At 46.0% G+C, this 23,745-nt stretch carries 20 protein-coding genes and 2 rRNA genes (1 of these 22 cut by a window edge); 13 read left to right on the forward strand and 9 right to left on the reverse strand.

Annotation, left to right across the window (positions count from 1 at the left end; translation table 11 throughout):
- Positions 1-1,374: ribosomal RNA gene (locus GV64_RS02310) — 23S ribosomal RNA — on the forward strand (it extends 1,516 nt beyond the left edge of the window).
- Positions 1,375-1,497: 123 nt separating this feature from the next.
- Positions 1,498-1,613, forward strand: a 5S ribosomal RNA gene (gene rrf, locus GV64_RS02315).
- 61 nt (positions 1,614-1,674) lie between these two features.
- On the opposite strand, the gene GV64_RS02320 is transcribed toward rrf, so the two are convergent.
- Positions 1,675-2,037 carry a phage holin family protein gene (locus GV64_RS02320; protein WP_020582648.1) on the reverse strand — a complete coding sequence of 121 codons (363 nt, stop codon included), beginning with the start codon at positions 2,035-2,037 and terminating at the stop codon, positions 1,675-1,677.
- A 212-nt stretch (positions 2,038-2,249) separates the two neighbouring features.
- Here GV64_RS02320 and GV64_RS02325 point away from each other — a divergent pair, with 212 nt between their 5' ends.
- Complete coding sequence (locus GV64_RS02325; protein WP_020582647.1) at positions 2,250-3,965, forward strand: amidohydrolase; 1,716 nt, start codon at positions 2,250-2,252, stop codon at positions 3,963-3,965.
- 81 nt (positions 3,966-4,046) lie between these two features.
- A complete protein-coding gene (locus tag GV64_RS23525) occupies positions 4,047-4,709 on the forward strand; it encodes a DUF3313 domain-containing protein (protein WP_020582646.1) in 663 nt (220 codons plus the stop codon).
- A gap of 38 nt (positions 4,710-4,747) precedes the next feature.
- Here GV64_RS23525 and GV64_RS02335 read toward each other — a convergent pair whose 3' ends face one another.
- The 5 genes from GV64_RS02335 to GV64_RS02355 all read right to left on the reverse strand — a co-directional run bounded on the left by GV64_RS02335 (position 4,748) and on the right by GV64_RS02355 (position 12,209).
- Positions 4,748-7,561 (reverse strand): response regulator, encoded by a 2,814-nt coding sequence (locus GV64_RS02335; protein WP_020582645.1) that lies wholly within the window; start codon positions 7,559-7,561, stop codon positions 4,748-4,750.
- A gap of 5 nt (positions 7,562-7,566) precedes the next feature.
- Positions 7,567-8,100 (reverse strand): YfiR family protein, encoded by a 534-nt coding sequence (locus tag GV64_RS23530; RefSeq protein WP_081622130.1) that lies wholly within the window; start codon positions 8,098-8,100, stop codon positions 7,567-7,569.
- Positions 8,101-8,121: 21 nt separating this feature from the next.
- Positions 8,122-10,269 (reverse strand): TonB-dependent receptor plug domain-containing protein, encoded by a 2,148-nt coding sequence (locus tag GV64_RS02345; protein WP_026258270.1) that lies wholly within the window; start codon positions 10,267-10,269, stop codon positions 8,122-8,124.
- A gap of 172 nt (positions 10,270-10,441) precedes the next feature.
- The gene (locus GV64_RS02350; protein WP_020582642.1) at positions 10,442-11,836 is read right to left on the reverse strand and encodes a S8 family peptidase; all 1,395 of its coding nucleotides are present in this window, start codon (positions 11,834-11,836) and stop codon (positions 10,442-10,444) included.
- Between the two features lie 4 nt (positions 11,837-11,840).
- Positions 11,841-12,209 carry a hypothetical protein gene (locus GV64_RS02355; RefSeq protein WP_020582641.1) on the reverse strand — a complete coding sequence of 123 codons (369 nt, stop codon included), beginning with the start codon at positions 12,207-12,209 and terminating at the stop codon, positions 11,841-11,843.
- Between the two features lie 240 nt (positions 12,210-12,449).
- On the opposite strand from GV64_RS02355, the gene GV64_RS02360 reads away from it, so the two are divergent.
- The 5 genes from GV64_RS02360 (at position 12,450) to GV64_RS02380 (ending at position 17,276) form a co-directional block, all read left to right on the forward strand.
- A complete protein-coding gene (locus tag GV64_RS02360; protein WP_020582640.1) occupies positions 12,450-13,031 on the forward strand; it encodes a DedA family protein in 582 nt (193 codons plus the stop codon).
- 43 nt (positions 13,032-13,074) lie between these two features.
- Positions 13,075-14,235, forward strand: coding sequence for an ATP-grasp domain-containing protein (locus tag GV64_RS02365; protein WP_020582639.1), 1,161 nt, complete (start codon positions 13,075-13,077; stop codon positions 14,233-14,235).
- A 28-nt stretch (positions 14,236-14,263) separates the two neighbouring features.
- A complete protein-coding gene (locus tag GV64_RS02370) occupies positions 14,264-14,707 on the forward strand; it encodes a YHS domain-containing (seleno)protein (RefSeq protein WP_020582638.1) in 444 nt (147 codons plus the stop codon).
- 25 nt (positions 14,708-14,732) lie between these two features.
- Positions 14,733-15,179 (forward strand): DoxX family protein, encoded by a 447-nt coding sequence (locus tag GV64_RS02375; protein ID WP_020582637.1) that lies wholly within the window; start codon positions 14,733-14,735, stop codon positions 15,177-15,179.
- A gap of 282 nt (positions 15,180-15,461) precedes the next feature.
- Positions 15,462-17,276 carry a lysophospholipid acyltransferase family protein gene (locus GV64_RS02380; protein ID WP_020582636.1) on the forward strand — a complete coding sequence of 605 codons (1,815 nt, stop codon included), beginning with the start codon at positions 15,462-15,464 and terminating at the stop codon, positions 17,274-17,276.
- On the opposite strand, the gene GV64_RS02385 is transcribed toward GV64_RS02380, so the two are convergent.
- Positions 17,273-17,803, reverse strand: a complete 531-nt coding sequence (locus GV64_RS02385) for a DinB family protein (RefSeq protein WP_034843951.1) — start codon at positions 17,801-17,803, stop codon at positions 17,273-17,275. The genes GV64_RS02380 and GV64_RS02385 overlap by 4 nt on opposite strands.
- A gap of 376 nt (positions 17,804-18,179) precedes the next feature.
- Between GV64_RS02385 and gcvH the strand changes: the two genes are divergently transcribed.
- On the forward strand, positions 18,180-18,572 hold the full coding sequence (gene gcvH / locus GV64_RS02390; protein ID WP_020582634.1) for a glycine cleavage system protein GcvH: 393 nt from the start codon (positions 18,180-18,182) through the stop codon (positions 18,570-18,572).
- Between the two features lie 171 nt (positions 18,573-18,743).
- Positions 18,744-19,493, forward strand: coding sequence for a HesA/MoeB/ThiF family protein (locus GV64_RS02395; RefSeq protein ID WP_020582633.1), 750 nt, complete (start codon positions 18,744-18,746; stop codon positions 19,491-19,493).
- Positions 19,494-19,517: 24 nt separating this feature from the next.
- Here GV64_RS02395 and GV64_RS02400 read toward each other — a convergent pair whose 3' ends face one another.
- Positions 19,518-19,784, reverse strand: coding sequence for a TfoX/Sxy family protein (locus GV64_RS02400; RefSeq protein WP_020582632.1), 267 nt, complete (start codon positions 19,782-19,784; stop codon positions 19,518-19,520).
- Between the two features lie 167 nt (positions 19,785-19,951).
- Positions 19,952-20,566, reverse strand: coding sequence for an AAA family ATPase (locus GV64_RS02405; protein WP_020582631.1), 615 nt, complete (start codon positions 20,564-20,566; stop codon positions 19,952-19,954).
- A 511-nt stretch (positions 20,567-21,077) separates the two neighbouring features.
- On the opposite strand from GV64_RS02405, the gene mrcB reads away from it, so the two are divergent.
- Both mrcB and GV64_RS02415 read left to right on the forward strand, forming a co-directional pair.
- Complete coding sequence (gene mrcB / locus GV64_RS02410) at positions 21,078-23,312, forward strand: penicillin-binding protein 1B (RefSeq protein ID WP_033403043.1); 2,235 nt, start codon at positions 21,078-21,080, stop codon at positions 23,310-23,312.
- Positions 23,309-23,737 carry a tetratricopeptide repeat protein gene (locus tag GV64_RS02415; protein ID WP_020582629.1) on the forward strand — a complete coding sequence of 143 codons (429 nt, stop codon included), beginning with the start codon at positions 23,309-23,311 and terminating at the stop codon, positions 23,735-23,737. Before mrcB ends, GV64_RS02415 begins: the two co-directional genes overlap by 4 nt.
- Positions 23,738-23,745 lie beyond the last annotated feature (8 nt).

Raw genomic sequence — 23,745 nt, forward strand, 5'->3', positions numbered from 1 at the left:
GGTTCTAAGGAACTGAAGTGATTGATGCCATGCTTCCAGGAAAAACTTCTAAGCTTCAGGTCAGAAGGGACCGTACCCCAAACCGACACAGGTGGTCAGGTAGAGAATACCAAGGCGCTTGAGAGAACTCGGGTGAAGGAACTAGGCAAAATGGCACCGTAACTTCGGGAGAAGGTGCGCCGGCTTTGGTGATCGGACTTGCTCCGTAAGCTGAGGCTGGTCGAAGATACCAGGTGGCTGCGACTGTTTATTAAAAACACAGCACTGTGCAAACACGAAAGTGGACGTATACGGTGTGACGCCTGCCCGGTGCCGGAAGGTTAATTGATGGGGTTATCTTCGGAGAAGCTCTTGATCGAAGCCCCGGTAAACGGCGGCCGTAACTATAACGGTCCTAAGGTAGCGAAATTCCTTGTCGGGTAAGTTCCGACCTGCACGAATGGCGTAACGATGGCCACGCTGTCTCCACCCGAGACTCAGTGAAATTGAAATCGCTGTTAAGATGCAGCGTATCCGCGGCTAGACGGAAAGACCCCGTGAACCTTTACTACAGCTTCACAGTGGATCTTGATGTTGCTTGTGTAGGATAGGTGGGAGGCTTTGAAGCGTGAACGCCAGTTTGCGTGGAGCCATCCTTGAAATACCACCCTGGCAATATTGAGGTTCTAACCCAGGTCCTGAAACGGGATCGGGGACATTGTGTGGTGGGTAGTTTGACTGGGGCGGTCTCCTCCCAAAGAGTAACGGAGGAGCACGAAGGTTGGCTAAGTACGGTCGGACATCGTACGGTTAGTGTAATGGCACAAGCCAGCTTGACTGCGAGAGGTACATCTCGAGCAGGTACGAAAGTAGGTCATAGTGATCCGGTGGTTCTGAATGGAAGGGCCATCGCTCAACGGATAAAAGGTACTCCGGGGATAACAGGCTGATACCGCCCAAGAGTTCACATCGACGGCGGTGTTTGGCACCTCGATGTCGGCTCATCACATCCTGGGGCTGAAGCCGGTCCCAAGGGTATGGCTGTTCGCCATTTAAAGTGGTACGCGAGCTGGGTTTAGAACGTCGTGAGACAGTTCGGTCCCTATCTGCCGTGGACGTTGGAAGTTTGAGAAGAGCTGCTCCTAGTACGAGAGGACCGGAGTGGACGGACCACTGGTGTTCGGGTTGTGTCGCCAGACGCATTGCCCGGTAGCTATGTTCGGACGGGATAACCGCTGAAAGCATCTAAGCGGGAAGCCCCCTTCAAGATGAGACTTCCCTGGGCACCAGATGCCCCTGAAGAGCCGTTAAAGACTATGACGTTGATAGGTTGGGTGTGTAAGTGCTGTGAGGCATTGAGCTAACCAATACTAATGACTCGTGCGGCTTGACCATATAACGCCAAAGCGATTTAGAGTGTAGAGATACACAGCCATACGCAAGAGTGTGAAGCAAGAAGCAGCTTAAGACAGGATTCCGGAACTGAGAGCCGATAGGCTTTGAGTTCAACCAGTTAAGCCTGGCGACCATAGAAGGTTAGAACCACCTGATCCCATCCCGAACTCAGCAGTGAAATGACCGATCGCCGATGGTAGTGTGGGGCTTCCCCATGTGAGAGTAGGTCATCGCCAGGCACTAATTAGAGAACCCCGATAGAGCAATCTGTCGGGGTTTTTGCTGTATGTGGTAAAAAAATCACATGAAAGGAAATGAGATTACAGCAAACATTTTGAAGATGCCCATGATCAGGCTCATCAACATTGCCCAGCCAAAATTCTTGATCTCAAAGCCGTCAACCAGCTTGCTGGAGAAGACCAGGATCAGAGCATTGATAACCCAGGTAAATAATCCGAGAGTAAGAATCGTGATAGGTAACGCTAATATCATCAGAATGGGTTTAACTAGAAGGTTTAGGCAGGTCAGCACCAGGGCAACAATAAAGGCTATCGTATAATTTTCAATCTCCACTCCCGGAAGAAGACGGGCAGAGATAAAAATAATAAATCCATAAATCGCTAGAATGGCTATTTGTACCAGCAAAAATAAAAGTATATCCATAAAGCTACCTTCAATTTTTTACAGTAATCGCTGCATTGTAGGTCAATATGGTTCAGGCTAATGTGTTCTGTCAGATCCCGTGATCTCATAAACGGCTAAAGCGTACGATAGTGTAAAATTATTGCTTTGCGTTTTAATCCCCTGCACACTGTGGCCAGCTCGCATCCTGTGATACGACAACTGCATAAATAATAAGAAAAAAAGGGGCTTATATGTTTGTCCTACGCCGAGTCTTACAGGCTTTTCTGGTTCTGTTCTTTTTAGTGACCGCAGGCCTCTACTTTATCTGGTATCAGCTTAACCCCTCTCCTCCTGACCAACAGGTATTTCTGAACTCAATGGTACTGACAATGGATCAGGAGAATCCCACTGCAGAAGCGGTGCTGGTTGAACAGGGTATTATTATTGCCGTTGGCTCAGAAGAGGCTGTCCTAAGCCAGGCTTCACCAGAGGCAGAGCATATTGACCTGGCAGGAAAAACACTGCTGCCCGGCTTTATCGAAGCCCATGGTCATTTTCCTGGTAGCGGCTTGAGTGCTGTTGCAGCTGATTTGAACAGCCCCCCTATTGGAAGCACGTTGTCTATCAAGGATGCACTAAGCGAATTGAAGGTAATGGGTGATGCAACCCCTGAAGGAGAGTGGATCATCGGTTTTGGCTTCGACGATACCATGATTCTGGAGAAGCGCTTCCTTAGCAAAGAAGACCTTGATCAAGTATCAACAGAGCACCCTGTCGCAGTACTTCATATTTCCGGGCATATGGTCATGATCAATACACTGGGTCTGGAAATCATGGGAATAACTCATGACAGCAAGGACCCAACAGGTGGAGAGATTGTAAGAGACAGTAAGGGAAACATTACCGGGTTACTGAAGGAAAAAGCACAGGATCCTGTCGTTGCTAAAGCATTAAATCTGTCTTTGCCAAGAATTGCTGAGATGCTCAAGAAGAGCCAGCAGGAATATCTGGAAAAAGGGGTAACGACGGTTCAGAGTGGCCTTACCAATATTGATAAATGGAAGCCTTTGGCGTTTGCGGCCAGGTTTGGTTTCTTTCCCCAGCGATTAGTTATATGGCCCGATATTTCGATGGCTGACGGTATTCTGGATGGAACCGTAGAAACAACAGACAGCGAGAAACTGACCGTTGGTGCGTTAAAGCTGGTATCCGATGGTTCAATTCAGGGATACACGGGATTTTTAAAAGAGCCTTATCATCAGCAGGAACCTGATCGAGATACCGATTATCGAGGGTATCCAACGATGACTCGGGAAAAGCTGCAGGATATTGTTACTCGCTGGCATGCCAGTGGCCGGCAGCTGGCAATACATGCGAATGGTGATGCTGCCATTGATCTGGTGATTGAAAGTGTTGCAGAAGCTCAGCAGCAATCCTTCCGAAGCGACCCACGGCATATTCTTGTTCATGCCCAAATGATGACTGATGGACAGTTGAAAAAATCAGGGGCCCTTGGCCTTACGCCCAGTTTCTTCCCTTCCCATATTTATTATTGGGGAGATCGGCACTTCAATATTTTTATGGGGGCAAAGCGTGCTGAACATATCAGCCCCATGCGGTCCGCCGAAGAACTCGACGTTCGATTTACGATGCATAACGACACTCCGGTGGTTCCCATCGACCCGATGCTTCTTGTAGAAAATGCGGTTGAACGTAAAACGTCCAGTGGGAAAGAGCTGGGAGTGAGCCAGAAAATAAGTATTGAGTCAGCGTTAAGGGCGCTGACTATTGATGCTGCCTGGCAGGTTTTTCAGGAGGGTAACCGAGGCTCAATTGAACCTGGAAAGTTTGCGGATTTTGCCATTCTCGAAGAAAACCCTCTTGCCGCGTCAGGGAAATTGCGGAACATTCAGGTTGCACAAACCTGGATTGGTGGAGTGAAATGGTTTGACCGTAACCAGCTGTAGTCAGAAAGACGTATTGCTGTTAGGCACTGGTGTATGTTTTCCTGTTCCGAACTAGAACAGAAGTGGATCTCAGGGGGATAGATGAGAGCATGGTTGGGCTTGCCAATGATCCTTATGGTGATGTTACTGGCAGGTTGTGCCAGCGGGCCAAAAGTTTCAGAACAACACAGTGGCTTTCTTTCGGATTACTCAAGATTAAAACCACTAGAGGCCCAAGAGAAGTCACAATTTTTGGGTTATCACGCCAGACGCTGGAAAATGCGTCGCTATGAAAGCGTGATCATTGATCCAGTGATTGTGCATATCAATGATGAAGTCCGGAAGAACTGGCAGGTTCAACCAGAGCGTTATCACCAGTTACAAGCTTACTTCACTGAAAGGCTGACAGAGCGCCTCAAGCTGAAATATATGATCACTGACCAGCCGGGGCCGGATACTCTGCGTTTGAGAGTAGCGATTACTGGCGGTGAGCTGGGTATGAAGGCACTGGAATTTTATCAGTTTTTGCCATGGGGACTGGTCATTAACGGTGTCGGAGAACTTGCAGGGGTCAGGGATAAGCTTCTTAATATTATTGAAGAGGGAGAGCTGGTAGATAGCCTGACGGGAGAACAGGTTGTTGCACTGGTCGGTGGTGTTCAATATGGTCCTGTTGATATGGGGGACTTTAGAGAAAGTTCAGCGAATGAGCTTAAGCCGGTGATTGATGTGTGGGTTGATTCTTTTTATAAACATCTACGATAGTAGCTTTGTGTATATTGCTGACAGTTGTCTTCCAGATTTCAACTATCAGGAGCTCTCAGCATCTTTATAGTTTCATCAAGCGCTGACTCCAGAGAAGGAATCAGTGCTGATGCCTCACTCAATTTATTAGCCTGACCTTCCCGCTCTATATCAGCGGCGATCATTGCCAGTTGCGTGGCGCCAAGGTTGTTGCTGCTTGATTTTAGAGTATGAGCCGCCCTGACAAGAACCTCACGGTCAGCATCTTTAGAGGATGACTGAATATCGGCCATCAATTTAGGCGCATCTTCGACATAACTATCAATCAGCACAGGGAATTCTTCTTCCATCAGTTCTTTGAGAGAGTCAAAGGTTGATTGATCGATTAATGGGTATTCTGATTGGTTGGCCTTTTTCTCGCTCTCTTTTACTGTGCTGGTACCCATATCGGCAGTGTCCTGTGGTGGGGCGTCATGTATCAGCCAGTGTTCAAGCCTCTTTCTCAGGTTATCAATCTTGACCGGTTTGCTTAGATAATCATCCATCCCAGCAGCAAGGCATTTCTCCCGATCCTCAGCCATTGCATTGGCTGTCATGGCAATAATAGGTATTTTGGGTAACTGCTGTTCCCTTTCCCGCTGTCGAATAAGACCTGTAGCTTCATAGCCACTCATTTCTGGCATCTGGCAGTCCATAAGAATCAGGTCATAAGTTTGATTACTGCTCATGTCGACGGCTTCTCGCCCATCTTCTGCTAAATCGATATGGTTTAAACCAATTTTTTTCAGCATGCTGATCGCAACTTTCTGATTCACTATATTGTCTTCTACCAGTAATATTTGAATGCTTTCTGAGAAAGCGGTTGCTTCCGGCTCCAGTTGGTTTGCCATCCCATCCTGTTGTTGGTTTGTATGATGGTAGTGCATAACCTGCATTGTTGTGTCCAGTAGCCTGGATTGCCTGAATGGTTTGCTCAGGCATGCGGAAATGCCAGCTTCTTCCTGTTGCTCTTGGGAAATAAAACCAGTTGAGCTAAGCATTATCCTACGAGTGGATTTTAAGTCGAGGTCTTGTTCTATCATTTTAGACAGCTCCAGACCATCCATTTCTGGCATATCCATATCCAGAAAGACAAGCTCAAAGGGCTGGTTATTACTGTAAGCTTTTCTCAGCTGCTGAAGAGCATCTTTGACCGTTGATGCTTCACTGTGGTCTATACCCCAGGCTGTTAGATAGTGACGAAGGATTTCCCGATTGGTTTTGTTATCATCAACAACCAGTGCCTTTATCCCGTCAAGCACATGGAATACCTGAGATCTTTGTATGTGTTTGTTCTGAGATATTTCCATTTCAAGGATGAACGTGAAGGTCGAACCGAGTCCTTCAGCGCTAACGACAGTAATATTTCCTCCCATTAACTCAACCAGCTGCCTGGAGATGGTAAGACCAAGCCCGGTGCCGCCGAATTTCCGGGTAGTACTGCCATCAGCCTGAGTGAACTCATTGAACAGTGTAGGAAGAATGTCTTCGGCAATACCTATACCGGTATCTTCTACAGAGAACTCAACTTGTGCAGAAGTCTGTGATCGTTCAATGAGGTTAACCTTCACGCTGACCTCCCCTTCGGCGGTGAACTTAACCGCATTACCAATCAGGTTAGTCAGTACCTGTCTCAATCTTACAGAATCACCTTTTAGTGCCTTGGGTAAGTCTACATCGGTGTAGCAGCTAAGCTCCAACTCCTTTTCTCTGGCTGAGCCTGCCAGTAATGTACAGACATCTTCAACAATATCCCTGACAGAAACATCAACCTTCTCAATTGTCATCTTGCCAGCTTCAATTTTTGAAAAGTCCAGAATGTCGTTGATGATCTGCAGCAGTGAATCTGCCGAAGCGTATGCTGTATGAAGAAAATCACTTTGCGTTTTGGTAAGAGGGGTATCTTTCATCAAATCAAGCATGCCAAGTACACCATTCATTGGCGTACGGATTTCATGGCTCATATTAGCCAGAAATGAACTTTTAGCTTTGGCTGCATCCAGAGCGGCTTCTTTGGCCTCATTGAGCTGGGTAAGGTTTTCTTTTAAATCCCGGTTGGCCATTTTCAATTCACGAGTACGATTTGCAACGGTTGCTTCCAGAGTTCCCCTGTTCTGCTGGAGTCGATCATCCCGCTCTTTGATCTGCATTAACATATCGTTGAAACAGTCATAGAGCTGTCCAATTTCATCATTATCAAATTTCTGAACATGGCGATCGTATTGCTGATATTCAGTAATTTCGCTGATGGTATCAGCCAGCTCAGTGATGGGGCGAGCAAGGAGTCTTTGCAGGCGTGAGCTCAGCATCGCTGCAAGCACAACAGAAATCAGCGCAGCAATAAGAACCAGAAATAGAATATGAGTGAGATGAAGATAGAGTTCACTCAGGTTCGATTGGACATAGATTGCCCCAATAAATTGACCATCCATATTTATAGGGCGGTAGAGGTGCAATTTTGCCTTACTGAATAATGTAACTGGCTGATTTAACTCCTCTAGAGTAAAAGCCCAGGGTTGTTTTTTATCTCGATGATAAGCAGCAACCCGTTCTCCTGAAGCACTCAATAGATAAGCAGCCTCAATTTCATCCGTGTTTGAAAAACCGTTAAGTAATTGCTCTGCGGAAACAGTGTCTTCGAACATTAATGCAGCCTGGGCATTGGCTCCAATAACCTCGACTAACGTTTCCAGCTTACTGACCAGAAGAGTCCGGGAATGAATGTATTCGCTGACGGTTTGTACGCTTAAGGTTACCAACAGGACAGAATACGCCGTCAGCAGCATGGCGTATCGTAGCTTCTTTTTGATCGGAAGGTTTTTAAAGGTGATCATCGTTGTTATTTAACAGTCTTGGCCAGTCCCATGAGCTGGGAACTAATTGAAATTCCAGCATTTCTGGTTGCGCTGTGGCTAATGGCAAAACGAATACGACTGCCTGTACGAAATAGTCCTATGACCCCCCCCTGATAGACAAAGTTTTCGCTGTCACTAATTGTCACTACCGGCTTGTTCTGTAATTTATTTATAACTTCTGATATGCGATCCATTTTTGTATTATGGATGTAAACCATGTCGCATAACTTTTCTAAAGGGGCGGTCGGTGTTTTGTGAGTTACTGAAATACGTCGGCCCATACTGAACTTGTGATTGATTTTTAATAGTTCACTGTTTATGGCTCCGCTACCAATAATGCATAACGCCAAGGTCTGTCTTTTTTCAGGCCAGGTAATGAACTTTGTCAGTTTATAGACAATGGCTGCTTTCACTTTATCCGCTTTAGTAACTTCGCTAGCATCTGACGCAGTTGAACTCAAACAACCCAGTAAAGTTATAGCAAGTATTGCGTATGTTCTTCTAATTATTATCGGCATGAAGTCATCTCCCCCATCCGATTAATATTGCCAGCGCAACTGAAGGTACCAGGATTCCTGTACCTCCGTTGCACCAAGACCACTGAAAATCTCACTGAACTCAAGCCGCTGTTTGTCGAACAGATTCTTGCCTGTCAACGAAACTTCCAGATCTTTCCCAATTTTTTTGGCAACTCTGAAGTCTAATGCAGTATATGCACCTACTTTGGCATTCTTCAGGTTATCCATATAGCGTACCCAGAAATCCAGATACCACTGATTAGGTAGATTCATGCTTGATCTAATGTTGGCTGTGCTGGAAGCGCTCAATTCTTCAATTAACGCTTCGTTCTCTTTCAGATATATCTCGTTTTGATAAGCCTTGGCATCAATTTGAAGTGCACTGAAATTAGTGTGCAGCTTCCACCAGTCATTGACTTGCCAATCAAGCGCAACTTCAACACCGTAAGCAGTTGCGCTTAGTCCATTAGTGAATGTTGTAGGAAATTCTAAAATAGCGTCAAATGGTGGAGCTTGGGTTGTACCTGAAATAACACACACATTAGTAGGTTGCCCATCAAGGCCAATGATGTTCTCTACTGTCGTATCATCATAGCACTCACCCCTGTCAACATACGCGAGAATATCGTCATATTTATTGAGAAATGCGGTGACATCGAGGCGGAGACGATTATTGAACTGTTCACGATAACCTAGCTCAAACGCAGTCAGAGATTCGGAGTTTAAATTATTATTACCTGAGATGCTCATTAAATAGGGAGGATTTGAAACGAAATCCAATAATGGATCAAACATATCCTCAGTAAGAATATTTATGCCTCGGGTTGTCACTTCTGTTTCGCTAATTGAAGGTGTTTTTACAGCTCTTGATAATGAGCCCCAAAACGTTCTGTTCTCTGCTGCTTTCCAGGTGACTTTTGCATTGGGTTGAATTTCATAGCCGGTGAAATCGTTGTGTTCAAACCGGGAGCTTAATGCAAGGCTCCATGTGGGGGATAAGGTAATATGGTCTTGAATGAAAGCGCTGTATAACTCATCGGTTCGGCTGGTCTGAGGCATGGTTATATTATTCATGTCACTCAGATTATACTTAGTCAGCCGGTAGCCCAATCCCCAGATAATGTCGTGATTGTCCCACGGCAATATATGGTGTTGGAACTCCAGATCACCAATATCGCGTTTCTCTGTCACACGGTAGTCATAGTTTTCATAGCGGTCATAGTAACCTCTAAGGGAAAAATTACTGCCATCGCTGTAATACTGTTTGTAGTTCCCAATTAAATGCCCACCTTGCTGAGCTCTGTTGAGGTTAACAATAGTGTCCTCAACCTCTGTACCATAATAACTAAATATTTTTAATGGAGGTCTGGTTGTTCCATCATATACTTCGCCCTGTACTGAAGCTTCAGCCCCTGTTTCAGTTTGCCAGTCTGCCCTCAGGCCTGCTCGGTTTATTTTCCAGTCATCATTGGCATCTGTGCCGTCAGAGTTAGCCAGCCCATCACGAGTGAATGTTTTAAAGAAAGCTCGATAATAGCCATCATCCCCGATTTCACCGCCGTAACGATAGGCGGCAAAGGCTTTTTCTTCTGAGCCAAAACCAGTTGATAAAAGACCACCCTGTGTATCAGCTGCATGCTTGGTAATGATATTGATTACACCATTTACGGCATTGGCACCCCAAAGAGCTGCACCAGGACCACGAATCACCTCAATACGGGCAATGTCTTCCAGCATGGTATCCTGAATATCCCAGTTAACGCCGGAAAATAGCGGAGAATAAACCGTGCGCCCATCAATCAGCACCAGCAGTTTGTTTGCAAAAATATAGTTAAAGCCGCGGGTACTGATTGACCAGGTGTTACCATTTAATCGGGCTACCTGCATTCCCGGTACCATTCTTAGTGCTTCAGGAATGGAAGTGACACCTGAACGCTGAATATCTTCATCGGTGATAACAAAAACGGCTGCGGGGGAATCCATTAGTCGCTGCTTTCTTTTGGATACAGACGTAACGTCTGGTACGTCCAATGAGATCAGCTCTTCGAGGCTGAGATCCAATAGGGTGTCAGCCATTTTATCCGAATCAGAGTCTGCCTGAAGATTCACAGGAATTATTAGAGATGAAAAAATACCGGCTAGCAGCAGTGAATTATGTGGTTGTTTCAAAGCTCCACTCCATTGGGTTTCTATAAGAAAAAAGAAGCACTGCTGAATCATTCTTTCTTCTCTTAAAATATTGCATTATTTCCCGTTTAATTGATAAGTCATGCAATATTAACTTTATCTTGTTATCCCTTATTAAAAACCTAGCTGAATTTCAGGGAGGTGGTGAATGTTTTTATTGGGCATTCTGTACTGCTCTCAGAAAAGAGCCTGCGTCAGCAATGCCTGCGCCACACCGAAATGTGGTGCAATTACTGTCAGATGCGAATGGCCTGGCAGTTTCCATTAATAATTTTCTACGCTCAGCAGGTGTCAAAGAAGGGTTTACTGCATAGCTCAGGTCGATAAGTCCTGCAATATGTGGCGTTGCCATGCTGGTGCCCTGTAATTCAGTGTAAGATCCATTTTTTGGTGACTTAAGCCCGGAGTTATACAGAGATAAGACGCCATTGCCAGGGAAGTGTGTTTCACCGCCAGGTGCCATAATATCTATGCCAGTGCCATAGTTTGAGTACCAGCTTCGGTTACCCGTGCGGTTGACGGCTCCGACGACAATGACATTTTTACAGTTTGCTGGAGTGCTCAAGGCGACATTATGTTGCTCATTACCTGCTGCAACCACGATTGTGACACCCGCATCAACAATCTCATCAATGGCGTCCTGGTAGGTTTGGGGGCACCAGAGTGCGGTCCCGCCAAGACTTAGATTAATCACATTGACTGGGTTAGGGTTTATCGGGAGCCCATACACTTTCAGTCCTGCAGCCCATCGCATGGCTGAGACTATGTCGGATGTATAGCCACCACAACGCCCGAGAGCTCTTAGAGGTTGCACTCTGGAGAGCCAGGTTACCCCGGAAACACCCGTATTATCATTGGTTTTAGCTGCGATCGTGCCGGCAACATGAGTGCCATGCCAGCTGCTCTTCTGAGCATTAGCGGGAATCGGGTTGCCGAATGAGGTTCCGCAGGCTCCTGGTTGCAGAGAGTCTCCCGGGTCCTGAGGGTTTTCATCCCAGCCATCACCGTCATTGGCCATCCAGGGATCTGAGACAAAGTCATAGCCTGGTACAAGCCTGTCATTAATCTCTTTGTGATCAGTAATACCGGTATCCACAACCCCAATCACATTGTTAGCATGGCCTATGGATATCTCCCAGGCTGCTGGAAGATTGATACCGGCTTTGACTTCAAAGTAGTGCCACTGCTCGTTATAAAGAGGGTCATTGGGAACCCTCATGGTTTGCATGACAAGATCGGGTTCGGCAAACTCAACCTGGGGATCATCCTCTAACCCTTTTGCCAGTATTTTCACCTCTTCAAGATCCAGAGTCGCTCCGATTTCAAGCACTTCTTGGCTTTTCCCAGCAGCAACCCCGTAGCCACCATGGGTGACACCCTGTTTAATAAACGCTAATGCTCTGGCTTCTGTAGGTTTTTCTTTGAAGTGAACAATTACGCGATCAGTTCGTTGTAAAAGCAGTCTGTAATTATCCACCTCAGCCTGTGAAATAAAGGCCGGTATTAGAAGCGTTGCTGTTAAAACAGTCCTTGTCAGCAATGAATTCATGGTTTTACCTCAAGGGTGTGGTGCCCATATTTCTATCTTGTAATGGGTTCATGGTGTCATCAATTTCGATAAAGCGAACTTTTTCCAGTAATAACAGCTGGTTAATAGTCTTTTCTATCTGTGAATCAGCAGACTGATTGATATGGACAAGGATTGAGTTATTACCTAATGGCCTGACCAATGATATTGGGTGATTACTTTTTGAATAGTTATTAATGTACTCATTCGCTTCAACAGCACCACCCAGTCCATGATAGGCGTCAGAGTAAAATCCAATAATGAGTCTTGTGGATTTAATACCTTCGACTATTTCTGCTTGAATACCAAGGCTAAACACCATGAATAAAATGATGTTCAATAGTTTCTTGTTCATTTGTTAAGATTCACTATCTATTTAGTTTGAATTCGCTTTTCTGAAAGTAACTTCCTAATTATTCATCAGGCTTTTGTAATCTGTATTTTTTTGTCCTGCTATATAGATATGCTGTTGAACCAGTATTTTACAAAACCAGATTGCCTTCGGTTTTGTCATTGAGAATATTCGATTTGGAATTCCCCTAAGAAAAAAGTATGGTTGATGGATATAGAGGCTTCAAAGTAATTTGGATGATTGATGGCAGAGTTGATATTGGATGTCACAAAGAACCCTCTGGTATTGGCAGGCTTAATTTTACTGTCAACCTATCTTCTTGAAGATGCTGCCATTATTTCGGCAGCATTGATCAGTATTGATGGCTTTCTCTCGCCAGAACTGGCTTTTCTGGCGCTGTTTATCGGGATTTTTACCGGAGACCTTGGCCTTTATGGGGTGGGACGTTTTTTAGGCCGTTGGTCATGGTTAGACAGAAGAATTCCAAAGGAGAAGATTAATAGCGCAGGTGAATGGCTAAAACGGCGTGCTGTTTGGACTATTCTGGTTGTACGCGTGGTGCCAGGCCTCAGATTACCTTCTTATGTTGCCTGTGGCTTTTTTCAATATTCATTTGTTTCTTTTTCCTGTTGGGTTTTTCTGGCCTCTTTGGTGTGGACCGGTGTGATTTTTATGGGGCTTTACTGGTTTGGCTCTATGTTTTGGAGTGAGCTTTCTTCACTAAAATGGCTTTTGCTTCTTTTAGTGATCATCGCCATTTTGATTTTGCATCGAAGTATAAAGCGATCAATAGGAAAAGATAACGCTGAGAAAAGTCAGGTCTGATATTGTGGTTAAATCATCTCAGGGAAGGTAGTCAGAATAAGTTATGGAAGCTTTCGTTCACGAAAAGAATAGTGCATCTGCCCGATTATTTGTTGAGAGAACATCGCCGGATAAGCCAGTTCACCCCGGCATGCCGGACCTTGAGCAAGTAAAGAAACCAATTTCATTTTTTGAGTTTTGGCCGGGCTATCTTTTTTATATTCCTGTGGCTTTTCAATGGCTTTGGAACGCTATCCGTTTTCAAGGCCTTGGATTGCCATTGATAGCCAATCCCTCAATTCCTTTAAGTGGGATGGTTGGGGAGTCGAAGTCAGGCGTTTTCTCCAAAGCATCTGGCGCTGCCAAAGATAGGATTGCCCCCTGGGTATTACTGGATGATTGGGAAAATACTGATCAGGGTGCCAGCCGTGCGCAGCGGCTCTTTAAACATGCAGGCTTGAGCTTTCCACTGGTGGCTAAGCCTGATATTGGCTGCCGTGGTGCAGGTGTTCAGTTGATCAGGAGTAAAGCTGAGCTGGTTGCATATATAGAGAAGTTTCCTTCCGATGGCCATATTCTGTTCCAGCAACTGGTTCCCTACGAGGCGGAAGCTGGTATTTTTTATATCCGTTATCCTGGAACCGAAAATGGCGAAATCATCTCCATCACGCTGAAATACCAGCCATATGTAATCGGGAATGGACAAAATACTCTGGAAGAGCTGATTTCTATGGATCCTAGGGCTGGTCAGCTAAAGCATCTCTATCTGCCGAGGCACAGGGATCGACTACAGGATGTCTTACCTCACGGGCAGCCGTTTCGCCTGGCATTTACTGGTAGCCACAGTAGAGGTTGTATCTTTAGGGATGGGCGGAAGTTCATAACGCCTGAGCTTACAAGAGCCTTTGATCGACTGTGTAATGACTTGCCGGAATTTTACTACGGTCGGTTTGATGTCCGTTTTAAGGATATTGATTCTCTAATGAAGGGACAGGATTACTATATACTTGAAATTAATGGAGCCAGCAGTGAAGCTGCTCATATATGGGACTGCAGAGGCTCTCTGGCCGATGCTTTTAAAACGCTTTTTTTTCAATATCGAACGCTTTTTAAACTGGGAGCTATTAATCGTCGTCGAGGTTTTTCTTCCCCTCCACTTCGACAATTGATAGGGGCGTGGCGAAGGGAGAAAAAGCTGGTTAGCTGTTATCCTGAGACAGAATAGGATAGAAATAACAAGAGGACGGAACCTCATGAATAAATTGCTCAAGAGCATTACTCTGTTTTTGTTGGTTGTCAGCGCACCCTCCTTTGCAGACAAGCATATTTATACCGGTTGGTTCAGCAGTAAAGCGGTCAGCGGTTATGATACAGTGGCTTATTTCACTCAGGAGAAGCCGGTGAAAGGGAGTGCCAAATATAAATTTGAGTATCTGGACGTTGAATGGTATTTCTCTTCTGAGAAGCATTTAAACCTGTTCAAAGAAAATCCTGAGAAGTATATGCCACAGTATGGTGGTTACTGTGCGTGGGCTGTCGCTGCGAAAAAACAAAGGGCACCAGGAGACCCTAAATACTGGAAAATTGTCGATAACAAACTGTACTTGAATTACGACAGCAGCGTTCAGGAAACATGGCTTAAGGATATTCCGGGCTTTATTAAAGCTGCAGATCAGCACTGGCCTGAAATGAACTGATTTTTATATTTGCCAGGAGGCACAGATGGTTTATAAGGGATTTACTTGGGCGCTAAGCCTGTACATTGCCGTGGTATTCGTTCAGTCATTGTTTTTTAAATTTACCGATGCTTATGAAACCCTGCATATATTTGGTGTTCTTGGCGCGTGGTCCGGGTTTCAATGGTTTGCCGATTATGGTGCTTATGGGGTTGGGGCTGTAGAGCTGGTGGCTTCAATATTACTGTTAACTCCACTGCGCCTTTACGGGGCGGCTATTGCTACAGGCGTAATGACAGGCGCTGTATTCTTTCATTTATTCACACCCCTTGGCATTGCCATGCCCGAGTTTGATGAACTTGGGAATATCATTGGGGATGATGGAGGGCTGCTGTTTTATAATGCCTGTGGATTACTGGTTTCAGGTATTATTCTGAGCATCCTGGAGTTTAGAAATACTGATAACAAAATTAAGCAGTTCCTTCATAGTTAAAAATTTTAAAGTGTTGAAGAACATCACTGTTTTCTTTTTGATAGCAGTGGTTCTTCAACGCTCACCTTCATAAAAACATCACTTCATTTTCACCTTTTTGTCATTTCTCCCAAATATTCTGGTTGTTCATTGAGGTTGGCTTCGACATTATAGAAAGAAAGCCCTGTGGTAGTTGCCATGGAGATAACACTGTAAGGCATCTTTCAATGTTCGGTGTTAAGGCAGCATATTCAGCGACTGATGTGATGAACATGGCGCTGAGTACCGAATACAGGCATAGCGATGATGAGTGTATTTGCGCTTGGAAAAAACTCAGGGATAGAGGACTACATGCTGAACTCACCTTTCCGTTTACCAAGGCATACACGCTTTGGTTTGATAGAGTCTGCAATTGAGAAGTTTATTGGACTGAACATTCTTGAGCGCTTGTATGAGCCAGAATACAGGCATCAATACTCCGGAAAAGTCTTCCTGAAGCGGGTACTGGAGATTTTTAACGTTAGCTATGAAGTTGCAAGAGGCTCCATCTCATCAATTCCTGAGTCTGGCCCATCGATTATCGTGGCGAACCATCCTTTTGGTGGAATTGAAGGCGTTGCACTGGCAGATCTCCTGTTGCAAAGGCGTAACGATGTCAAGGTTCTCACCAACGAGCTCCTTTGCCGCATTCCAGAGTTTAAAGATGTGTTCATTGGCGTTGATGTATTAAGTAAGCAGGCGAAAGAAAAAAACAAACGGGCTATAGCAGAAGCTCAGGCCTGGGTTGCAGACGGTCATCAACTGTTAATTTTTCCCGCTGGTGAAGTATCAAGCTATAACAAAGCGTTAGATAGTATTTGCGACCCTGACTGGCGAAATACTGCCAGCTCCATTGCTTTAAATACACAGACCAGTGTTACACCTATTTTTGTAGAAGGAAGCAACAGTAAGCTTTTTCATTGGCTTGGCAGAATCCATCCCCGGTTGAGAACAGTAAGGCTGGTTCGTGAACTTATTAATAAGCAGGGTGCAACACTAGCTTTCCGAGTTGGGAAAACACTGAATACAAAAGAGTTGCACTCGTTTTCATCAAAAAAGGCACTGACTCACTATCTCCGGCTGTGTACTTATCTGCTTTCTTCTCAGCCGATTTATTCCGGGAACGTAGAGAATATGAAGTCTCAACGTGAAGAGGAAGCTATTGTAGATGCAGTCTCTAGTCTTGCGATAAAGGCTGAAATTGAAGATCTTTCAGAGAGCACGATGCTTCTGGAAAAAGGCGATATGGCTGTATATTGTGCAACCTCTCGCGAAATTCCATATGTTTTGAGAGAGATAGGTCGCCTGCGAGAGGTTACTTTCCGTCAGGTGGGTGAAGGTAGTGGCCGGTCACTCGATCTTGATCAGTATGATCAATATTATCTACATCTGTTTCTTTGGAACAGGCAGAAGTCTGAGGTGGTTGGTGCTTATCGGATTGGCTGTGTTGATCAGATATTAAGTGACCATGGTATTCACGGGCTCTATTCAAGGAGTTTATTTAATTACAAGGACAGCTTTATTCATAAGTTGGGCTGTTGCCTGGAAATGGGGCGTTCTTTTGTCCGTCCGGAATACCAGAAGAGCCTGAGTGCTCTGCTAATGCTTTGGAAAGGCATTGGGGCATATGTTGCGGCTAATCCGAGGTATCGAGTTCTGTTTGGTCCAGTCAGTATCAGCAGTGACTACAGTGAAGTGTCACGTCAATTAATGGCGGGCTGTCTTGGCGTTAACAATTCCGATCAAGCGCTAGCTGAGCTGGTCAGACCTACGACACCGTTAAAAAGCTCTGGCCAGTTCTGGTCTGTAAAGGATTTACAGGGCATCAATAATATTGAGCAGCTTTCTTCTCTGGTTCAGCAAATTGAAAAAGATAATAAAGGAGTGCCGGTTCTGCTGCGCCAGTATTTGAAGCTGCGGGGAGAGCTCGCTGCATTCAATGTGGATCCGGACTTTAATAATGCTCTGGATGGACTGATTATTGTCGACCTGTTTAAGGTTGATGAAAAAACACTATCAAAATATATGGGAGCTGAACGTTGTAGCCTGTTTCTGAAATATCATCGTGAGGCGGCCTAATCAGAAGGCATCACCTGCTGATTTCGGTAGATCAGTGTAGAGGTAGCTACACCAAGATCTTTTGGGGGCTCGTTACCTGCTACTTGAAATAGCAGGTTGATTAGAGCCATGTGGTGCGTTGTATGACTTTGTAAAAACAGCAGTTCCCGTACCAGGGATGACTCCAGTGAGACAGTACTTCCATTCGTGTCAATAGTAGCACTGAACGCCAGGTTTATACTTGCCGAGGGAGTGTTTGCCAGACTGGATAATTGGTGTGTGATATTCAGCAATGTTCTTAATGCTGAAGCAAGATTAACCTCATACTCAGTGTCCCTTTTTCGCTCATCATAGTTAATTTGTTTACTTTCCAGTCCTGAAAAAAAGCACTGATAAAATTCAATGATATGACGAACATGGGCGCCTATTGTTTGCGAGTTATCAGTTAGTACTTCTTCCTGATAGCTACTTGAAGAGAGTGTCTTAAGAGCCTGGATTAGCTCAGACAACAGTTGTTCATTACACTGGCAGACGCTTTGTAGTGACATTCGACCTTGAACCTTATCACTTTTCTTTATGAACCAATGCCACGATCGCTTATGGCATATTATTCAGTGTGGGCTACCTTGCCCTTTCACAAAACCATTTCAGTCTTGCACAGGCAGTGAGCTTTTGTATATAGCTGACAGGTGCTCGACAATACTGCTCGCCTAATATCAATAGTCGATTGGTTAACCGAAGCAGTGCTATGTAAACTTCACATTAAACTCGTTAGAATGCTCGTGCCAGTCAGCCATGAGCTTGAAAAAAGCCATGAGTCAACGAGAAGTATTTGAGTTCATCTTTTTGTCTTCTTGGAGGGGGATAATGAGATAGGAACCTAATGCTTTTCAGCATTAAAGACAGTCGACCGAGGATTATTAGATGAGCAACATACCTTCTGAGTTACGGTATCTGCGTTCCCACGAATGGGTCAGGTTGGAAGAAGACGGAACCGTCACCATTGGTATTACTGATCACGCCCAAGAGTCATTGGGGGATGTCGTATTTGTTGAGTTGCCTGAGCCGAGTACTGTTCTTGGTGCTGGTGATGAAGCGGGGGCTGTAGAGTCTGTAAAAGCGGCTTCTGAGATCTATGCACCGTTGACTGGTGAAATTGTTGAAATAAACGAAATACTGGAAGATGCACCAGAGACCGTCAATAGTGATCCATATAATGACGGCTGGTTTTTCAAAATGAAGTTGAAGGATGATGGTGAGCTGGGTGATTTGCTGGATGCAGAAGCCTATGCAGAGTTCGTTGAGTCAGAAGCTTAATTTTATAAAGCCCGAACCCGAAGGCAGGCGGGGATGACCAATCCCCCGCCAGTATAAATATCATGGGTATATTCTCGGACTTATCTCTTCTTATACTTCACAGTTAATATCTCTACGGTTTCTTTTAGCTGTCCCAGAACAGTGTACCCTTCTCAAGGACTTTGAACGGCCATGAATGATGAGCAGTTACTCCGCTATAGTCGACAGATCATGCTTCCTCAGATTGATATTGAGGGGCAGGAGCGGTTGCTGGAGGCCAGAGTTTTAATTCTTGGTTTGGGGGGGCTTGGCTGCCCGGCAGCACAGTATCTGGCAGCTGCTGGAGTTGGACAGATGGTGCTGGTGGATCCGGATACGGTGGATACCACGAACCTACAGAGACAATTGCTTTATTCCAGCCTTGATCAGGGTACTCCAAAAGCAGAAGCTGCAAAAAACCGGTTGTCTGCAATTAATGGAGGTGTTGAATTTGAGGTCGTGGAAGACCGGCTGGAAGGTGAAGCTCTGTTCGAACAGGTGAGTAAAGCAACCGTGGTTCTGGATTGTACCGATAACTTTTCCAGCCGTTTTGCGATCAATGCTGCCTGTGTGAGGGCTGGCGTTCCATTAGTGAGCGGGGCCGCCATTAGGCTTAATGGACAGCTGTCCGTTTATGATCGCCGACAGCCAGATGCTCCCTGCTACCGCTGTCTTTATGATGAACAAAGCAATGAAAGCCTCAGCTGCTCAGAATCCGGAATACTGGGGCCAGTAGTGGGTACTATTGGCACAATGCAGGCCCTGGAAACAATCAAGCTGATCACCGGCTTTGGAAAGACGTTACATGGTCGGCTGATGATCTTTGATGCCATGACCATGGAGTGGCAGACAATGGGACTGCAGGCAGACCCGGATTGCCCTGTCTGCGGTCATGATAGATAAATAAGTTTACGATTTTTGAAGCGGTTACAGCACTGGGGGGCTGTCTTCTACAGCCTCAAGCAGGCGGGCTTTGTAATCAGGATCCAGGTCATTCCAGTGGGCTCCGATAAGAGCGCCTTCAAGCGCGTAGAGCAATACTTTCGAAACTTTGAACCCCCGATCACGGACTTTGCAATAGGCTGCAACAGAACCAACTTCATGAAGTTGCTCAAGGGTTCTGATGCCAACAGCGTTTAACCATTGTACGGATGTTTTACCAAGGTTTTTTAATTCGATCAGATCAGTTGCCATTTACTGGATCCCTAACTCAACTCTAGCGTCCGTACCAGAGACAGCATGATTATTGAAAGTCAGAAGTCATTTTCTCTTAAGAATAGACCAGACTTTTGAGGTCCTCCCATAGAGTTATCAGTTATTACCAAAGCAATGATAATTTGACGCCTTACTGGTACTACCTATCAAATTCCATGGTGTTCCAGCTGTCTTTTTAACTCGTCCTGCCAAAATAGATGATCGGTGTTAAGTGATATCAGAAGAGGGGCGTCTATTGAGCAGGGCTCTTCCAGCCAATCCAGCTGCTGTTTCATGATATCAACAGTCGCTTCGGAGGCGGCTCCAGGCTTCTTTAGCCGGTTGCAGAGCCTCTTATTAATGGTGCTTTCCTGCGCCTTGCAGTAGACAATAGCGCAGGTAGTCTTGAGTTTTTTTGCAATGTCGATAAATTGTCGACGATCTATGGCACGCAGAGCTGCAGAATCAAGAATGACCGAATAGCCCGATTCCAGCAGAGTGTGAGCCAGAGAGCCCATTTGGGTGAATGTCTTTTTATGAGCGGCAGGGGAGTAAATATTCAGGCCTGCTGCTTTGGAGGATTGTTCTGGTCTCAAACCGTAGAGACGCTTCCTGACCACATCGGCGCATACCCAGGCGGCCTGAAACTCGTGGGCGATCATACCGCTGGCAGTACTTTTTCCTGAACCCGATAGCCCCATCATGATAACCAGAAAGGGTGTGGAGCTTTGGGTTAGCTCAGTTGGTTCATAGAGCCACTTTTCATCAATTGGCAGGGGCATTGCTCAGTTACCTTGGATTAATACCATTTCCACCTTCTAACTATGGGCTGCGCAGCCATTTTGAGTCGTTGGTCTGCGTTGAAGCTCCTCGCCATAGCTTAAGGCTATGACTCGTCACTTCGCCTTGCCCAACAACCCAAAATGGCTTGCTCGCTCTCATAGTTAGAAAGAGGAAATGGTATAAGAGGTGATAACGACGCTTATACCCGTCACCTTTCAATTTGCTACTTTGTTAGCGGCGCTCATTCACCCCGATCATCTACTAATTGTAGGCTCCCGAGGCTTCGCTTATTTGCCGTCGCGTAGCAATTTGAAATCCTTTGGGTATAGAAATAAAAAAATAGAGTCAATATCCTGCAATTTTCGTTTTCCGCAAAAGATCATCAGCAGGCTCTAGCGTATAATCGCCCGCATGGTAAAGAAATCGACGACTAAAAAAGGCCAATCTGCCAAAAAAACCAAATCATCCTCGAAGAAAAAACAGGGAAATCCGGTGCCATGGAAATCCATTATGTTCAAGCTTGGCTTGACGCTGGTGGTTCTGGTTTCTGCTTATGCTGTCTATCTGGATGCCGTGGTCACCAAGCAGTTTGAGGGGAAAAAGTGGGCAATACCGGCCAAGGTATTTGCGCGCCCGATGGAACTGTATGCTGGTAGGCTCATTACCCCCAGTGATCTCCAGTCTCAACTTAAGCGTCAAGGGTATCAGGCGGTTCGGGATGTCAGTCGGCCTGGCACATACGCCAGAAATGGTAATCAGTTTGTCATCTATAGCCGCGGCTTCCACTTTCCTGATGGCTCAGAGCCATCGCGCTATGTAAAAGTTGACTTTCAGAGTAGTGAAGTTGTGCGTTTGGGGGGACGGGACGGTAAAAGTCTGCCACTGCTGAGACTGGATCCTCAGCCGATCGGAGGCATTTACCCGGCAAGCTATGAAGATCGCTTGCTAATTAGAGCCTCTCAGGCCCCTCAGTATCTCATTCCTGCCTTGCTGGCTATTGAAGACAGAGACTATTACGACCATTTTGGTATCTCTCCCACGTCCATTGCCCGGGCTATGGTTGCCAACCTGAAAGCCGGTGGTGTCGTTCAGGGTGGCAGTACTATTACACAGCAGCTGGTTAAAAACTTCTTTTTGACCAACGAGCGTACACTCGTTCGAAAAGGCAAAGAAGCGATGATGGCGCTTCTGCTTGAACTGCATTACAGCAAAGAAGAGATTCTTGAGACCTATTTAAATGAGGTTTATCTGGGGCAGCATGGTCGCAGAGCGATTCATGGCTTTGGTCTGGCTAGCCAGTTTTACTTTGCCCAGCCCCTTCAGGAGCTAAACCTTGCTCGTACGGCACTGCTGGTGGCTATTGTCAAAGGCCCATCTTATTTCGACCCGAGACGGTACCCGGAACGTGCCCTTGAACGACGCAACCTGGTACTTGATGTGCTGGCGGAGCGTTCCATCGTTCCGGTTGCTGAAGTAGAGCGTTCCAAGAAATTGCCATTGGGTGTTGTCAGTCGTGAACTGGTTAGCACCAATGATTTTCCTGCTTATATCGATATAGTTAAAGAGCAGCTGCGAAAGGATTATGACGAGAATGATCTGACCAGTGAGGGCTTGAGAATCTTTACCAATCTGGATCCAGTGATTCAGCGGGAAGCTCAGAAAAGCGTGACAAGTACCTTAAAAAATCTGGGTAAAGATAATCAACTTCAGGGAGCCATGGTGGTTAGCTCTGCCCAGACGGGAGATCTTCTCGCCATTGTGGGTGATCGAAACCCTGGCTATGCCGGATTCAACCGTGCTATTGAGGCTCGTAGGCCGGTAGGTTCTTTATTGAAACCAGCTATTTATCTTACGGCACTGGAGCGACCAAACCAGTACACACTGACCACGCCTGTCAGCGATACAGCGGTGAAAATCAGTGATGGTCGTGGAGGTTACTGGGAGCCTCAGAACTATAGCCGGGAATCCCACGGGCAGGTGCCACTCTACCTTGCGCTGGCTAAATCCTATAATCAGGCAGCAGCCAATACCGGCATGGCGGTCGGTTTGTCATCGGTACTGGATACTCTGAAAAGACTGGGTATTGATCAGGATCTGCCGCCTTATCCCTCGGTATTGCTGGGCTCGCCGTCAATGGCACCTATTGAGGTTGCCAAAATGTATCAGACCATTGCCAGCGGGGGGTTCCGTATGCCGCTGCGGGCAATAGATGCCGTGGTGGACAGTCAGGGTAAGCCTTTAAGTCGTTACAGTCTCTCAGTAGAGCGTGCTTTTGAGCCTGGTCCCATGGAATTGCTACGTACTGCTTTGGCTATTGTGATGAAGGAAGGTACCGGGCGAAGAATCTACCAGTATGTTAAACCCGGCATTGCGCTGGGTGGCAAAACAGGAACTACCAATGACCTAAGGGACAGCTGGTTCGCTGGTTACTCCGGTGACCTGGTGGCGGTTACCTGGATTGGCCATGATGACAACAGCCCTACGAAACTGACTGGCAGCAGTGGCGCTCTGAAAATCTGGGGCAACTTTATGTCGAATGTTCCGGTTCAATCGGTTACGTCACTGGATGCCAGTAATCTAACGAGCATCTGGGTTAATCCGGTGGCAAATGGTCGAAGCCATCGCTACTGTGAAGGTGCCCTGCAAATGCCATATATTAAAGGATCTGAGCCACAAGCTTATGCCGGTTGTAAGGCAGATGTAAAAGATAATCTGTTTGACAAGATTAAAGCGTGGTTTGAATGAAGTACTACACTCCCTCTCAATTTATAGCCTCCTGCTTAAAGAAAGAGAGCTTTGCTAAGAAAGGCCTGACTGTGCTGGCTTTAACTGGGGTTCTGGCCGGATGTTCCACGCCTGTGCTGATACAACAGGAAGACCAGCCCGCTACTTCATCACCCTACGAACAGCGTCAGGATGCTTTGGGTACTCTGTTGAATCAGGCCTGGAATGCCAGGGAGTCTGGCAGGTTAGACGAAGCAGAAAGTACGCTCGGACGAGCGATGCGAATCAGCCCAACAGCTCCGGAAGTATATTACCAGTTGGCTTTACTCAGGCATGACCAGGGGCGTCCAGAACAATCCCGCCAACTGGCAGAACGGGCTCTGAGTCTTGGCCCGGGCTTTATGCTGGAACGTAAAATCAATCATCTGTTACGTACATTGTATTAAAGAGCAAA

Origin of the sequence: Endozoicomonas elysicola (assembly GCF_000710775.1) — a bacterium.
In the GTDB taxonomy this organism is placed as follows: Bacteria; Pseudomonadota; Gammaproteobacteria; order Pseudomonadales; family Endozoicomonadaceae; genus Endozoicomonas; species Endozoicomonas elysicola.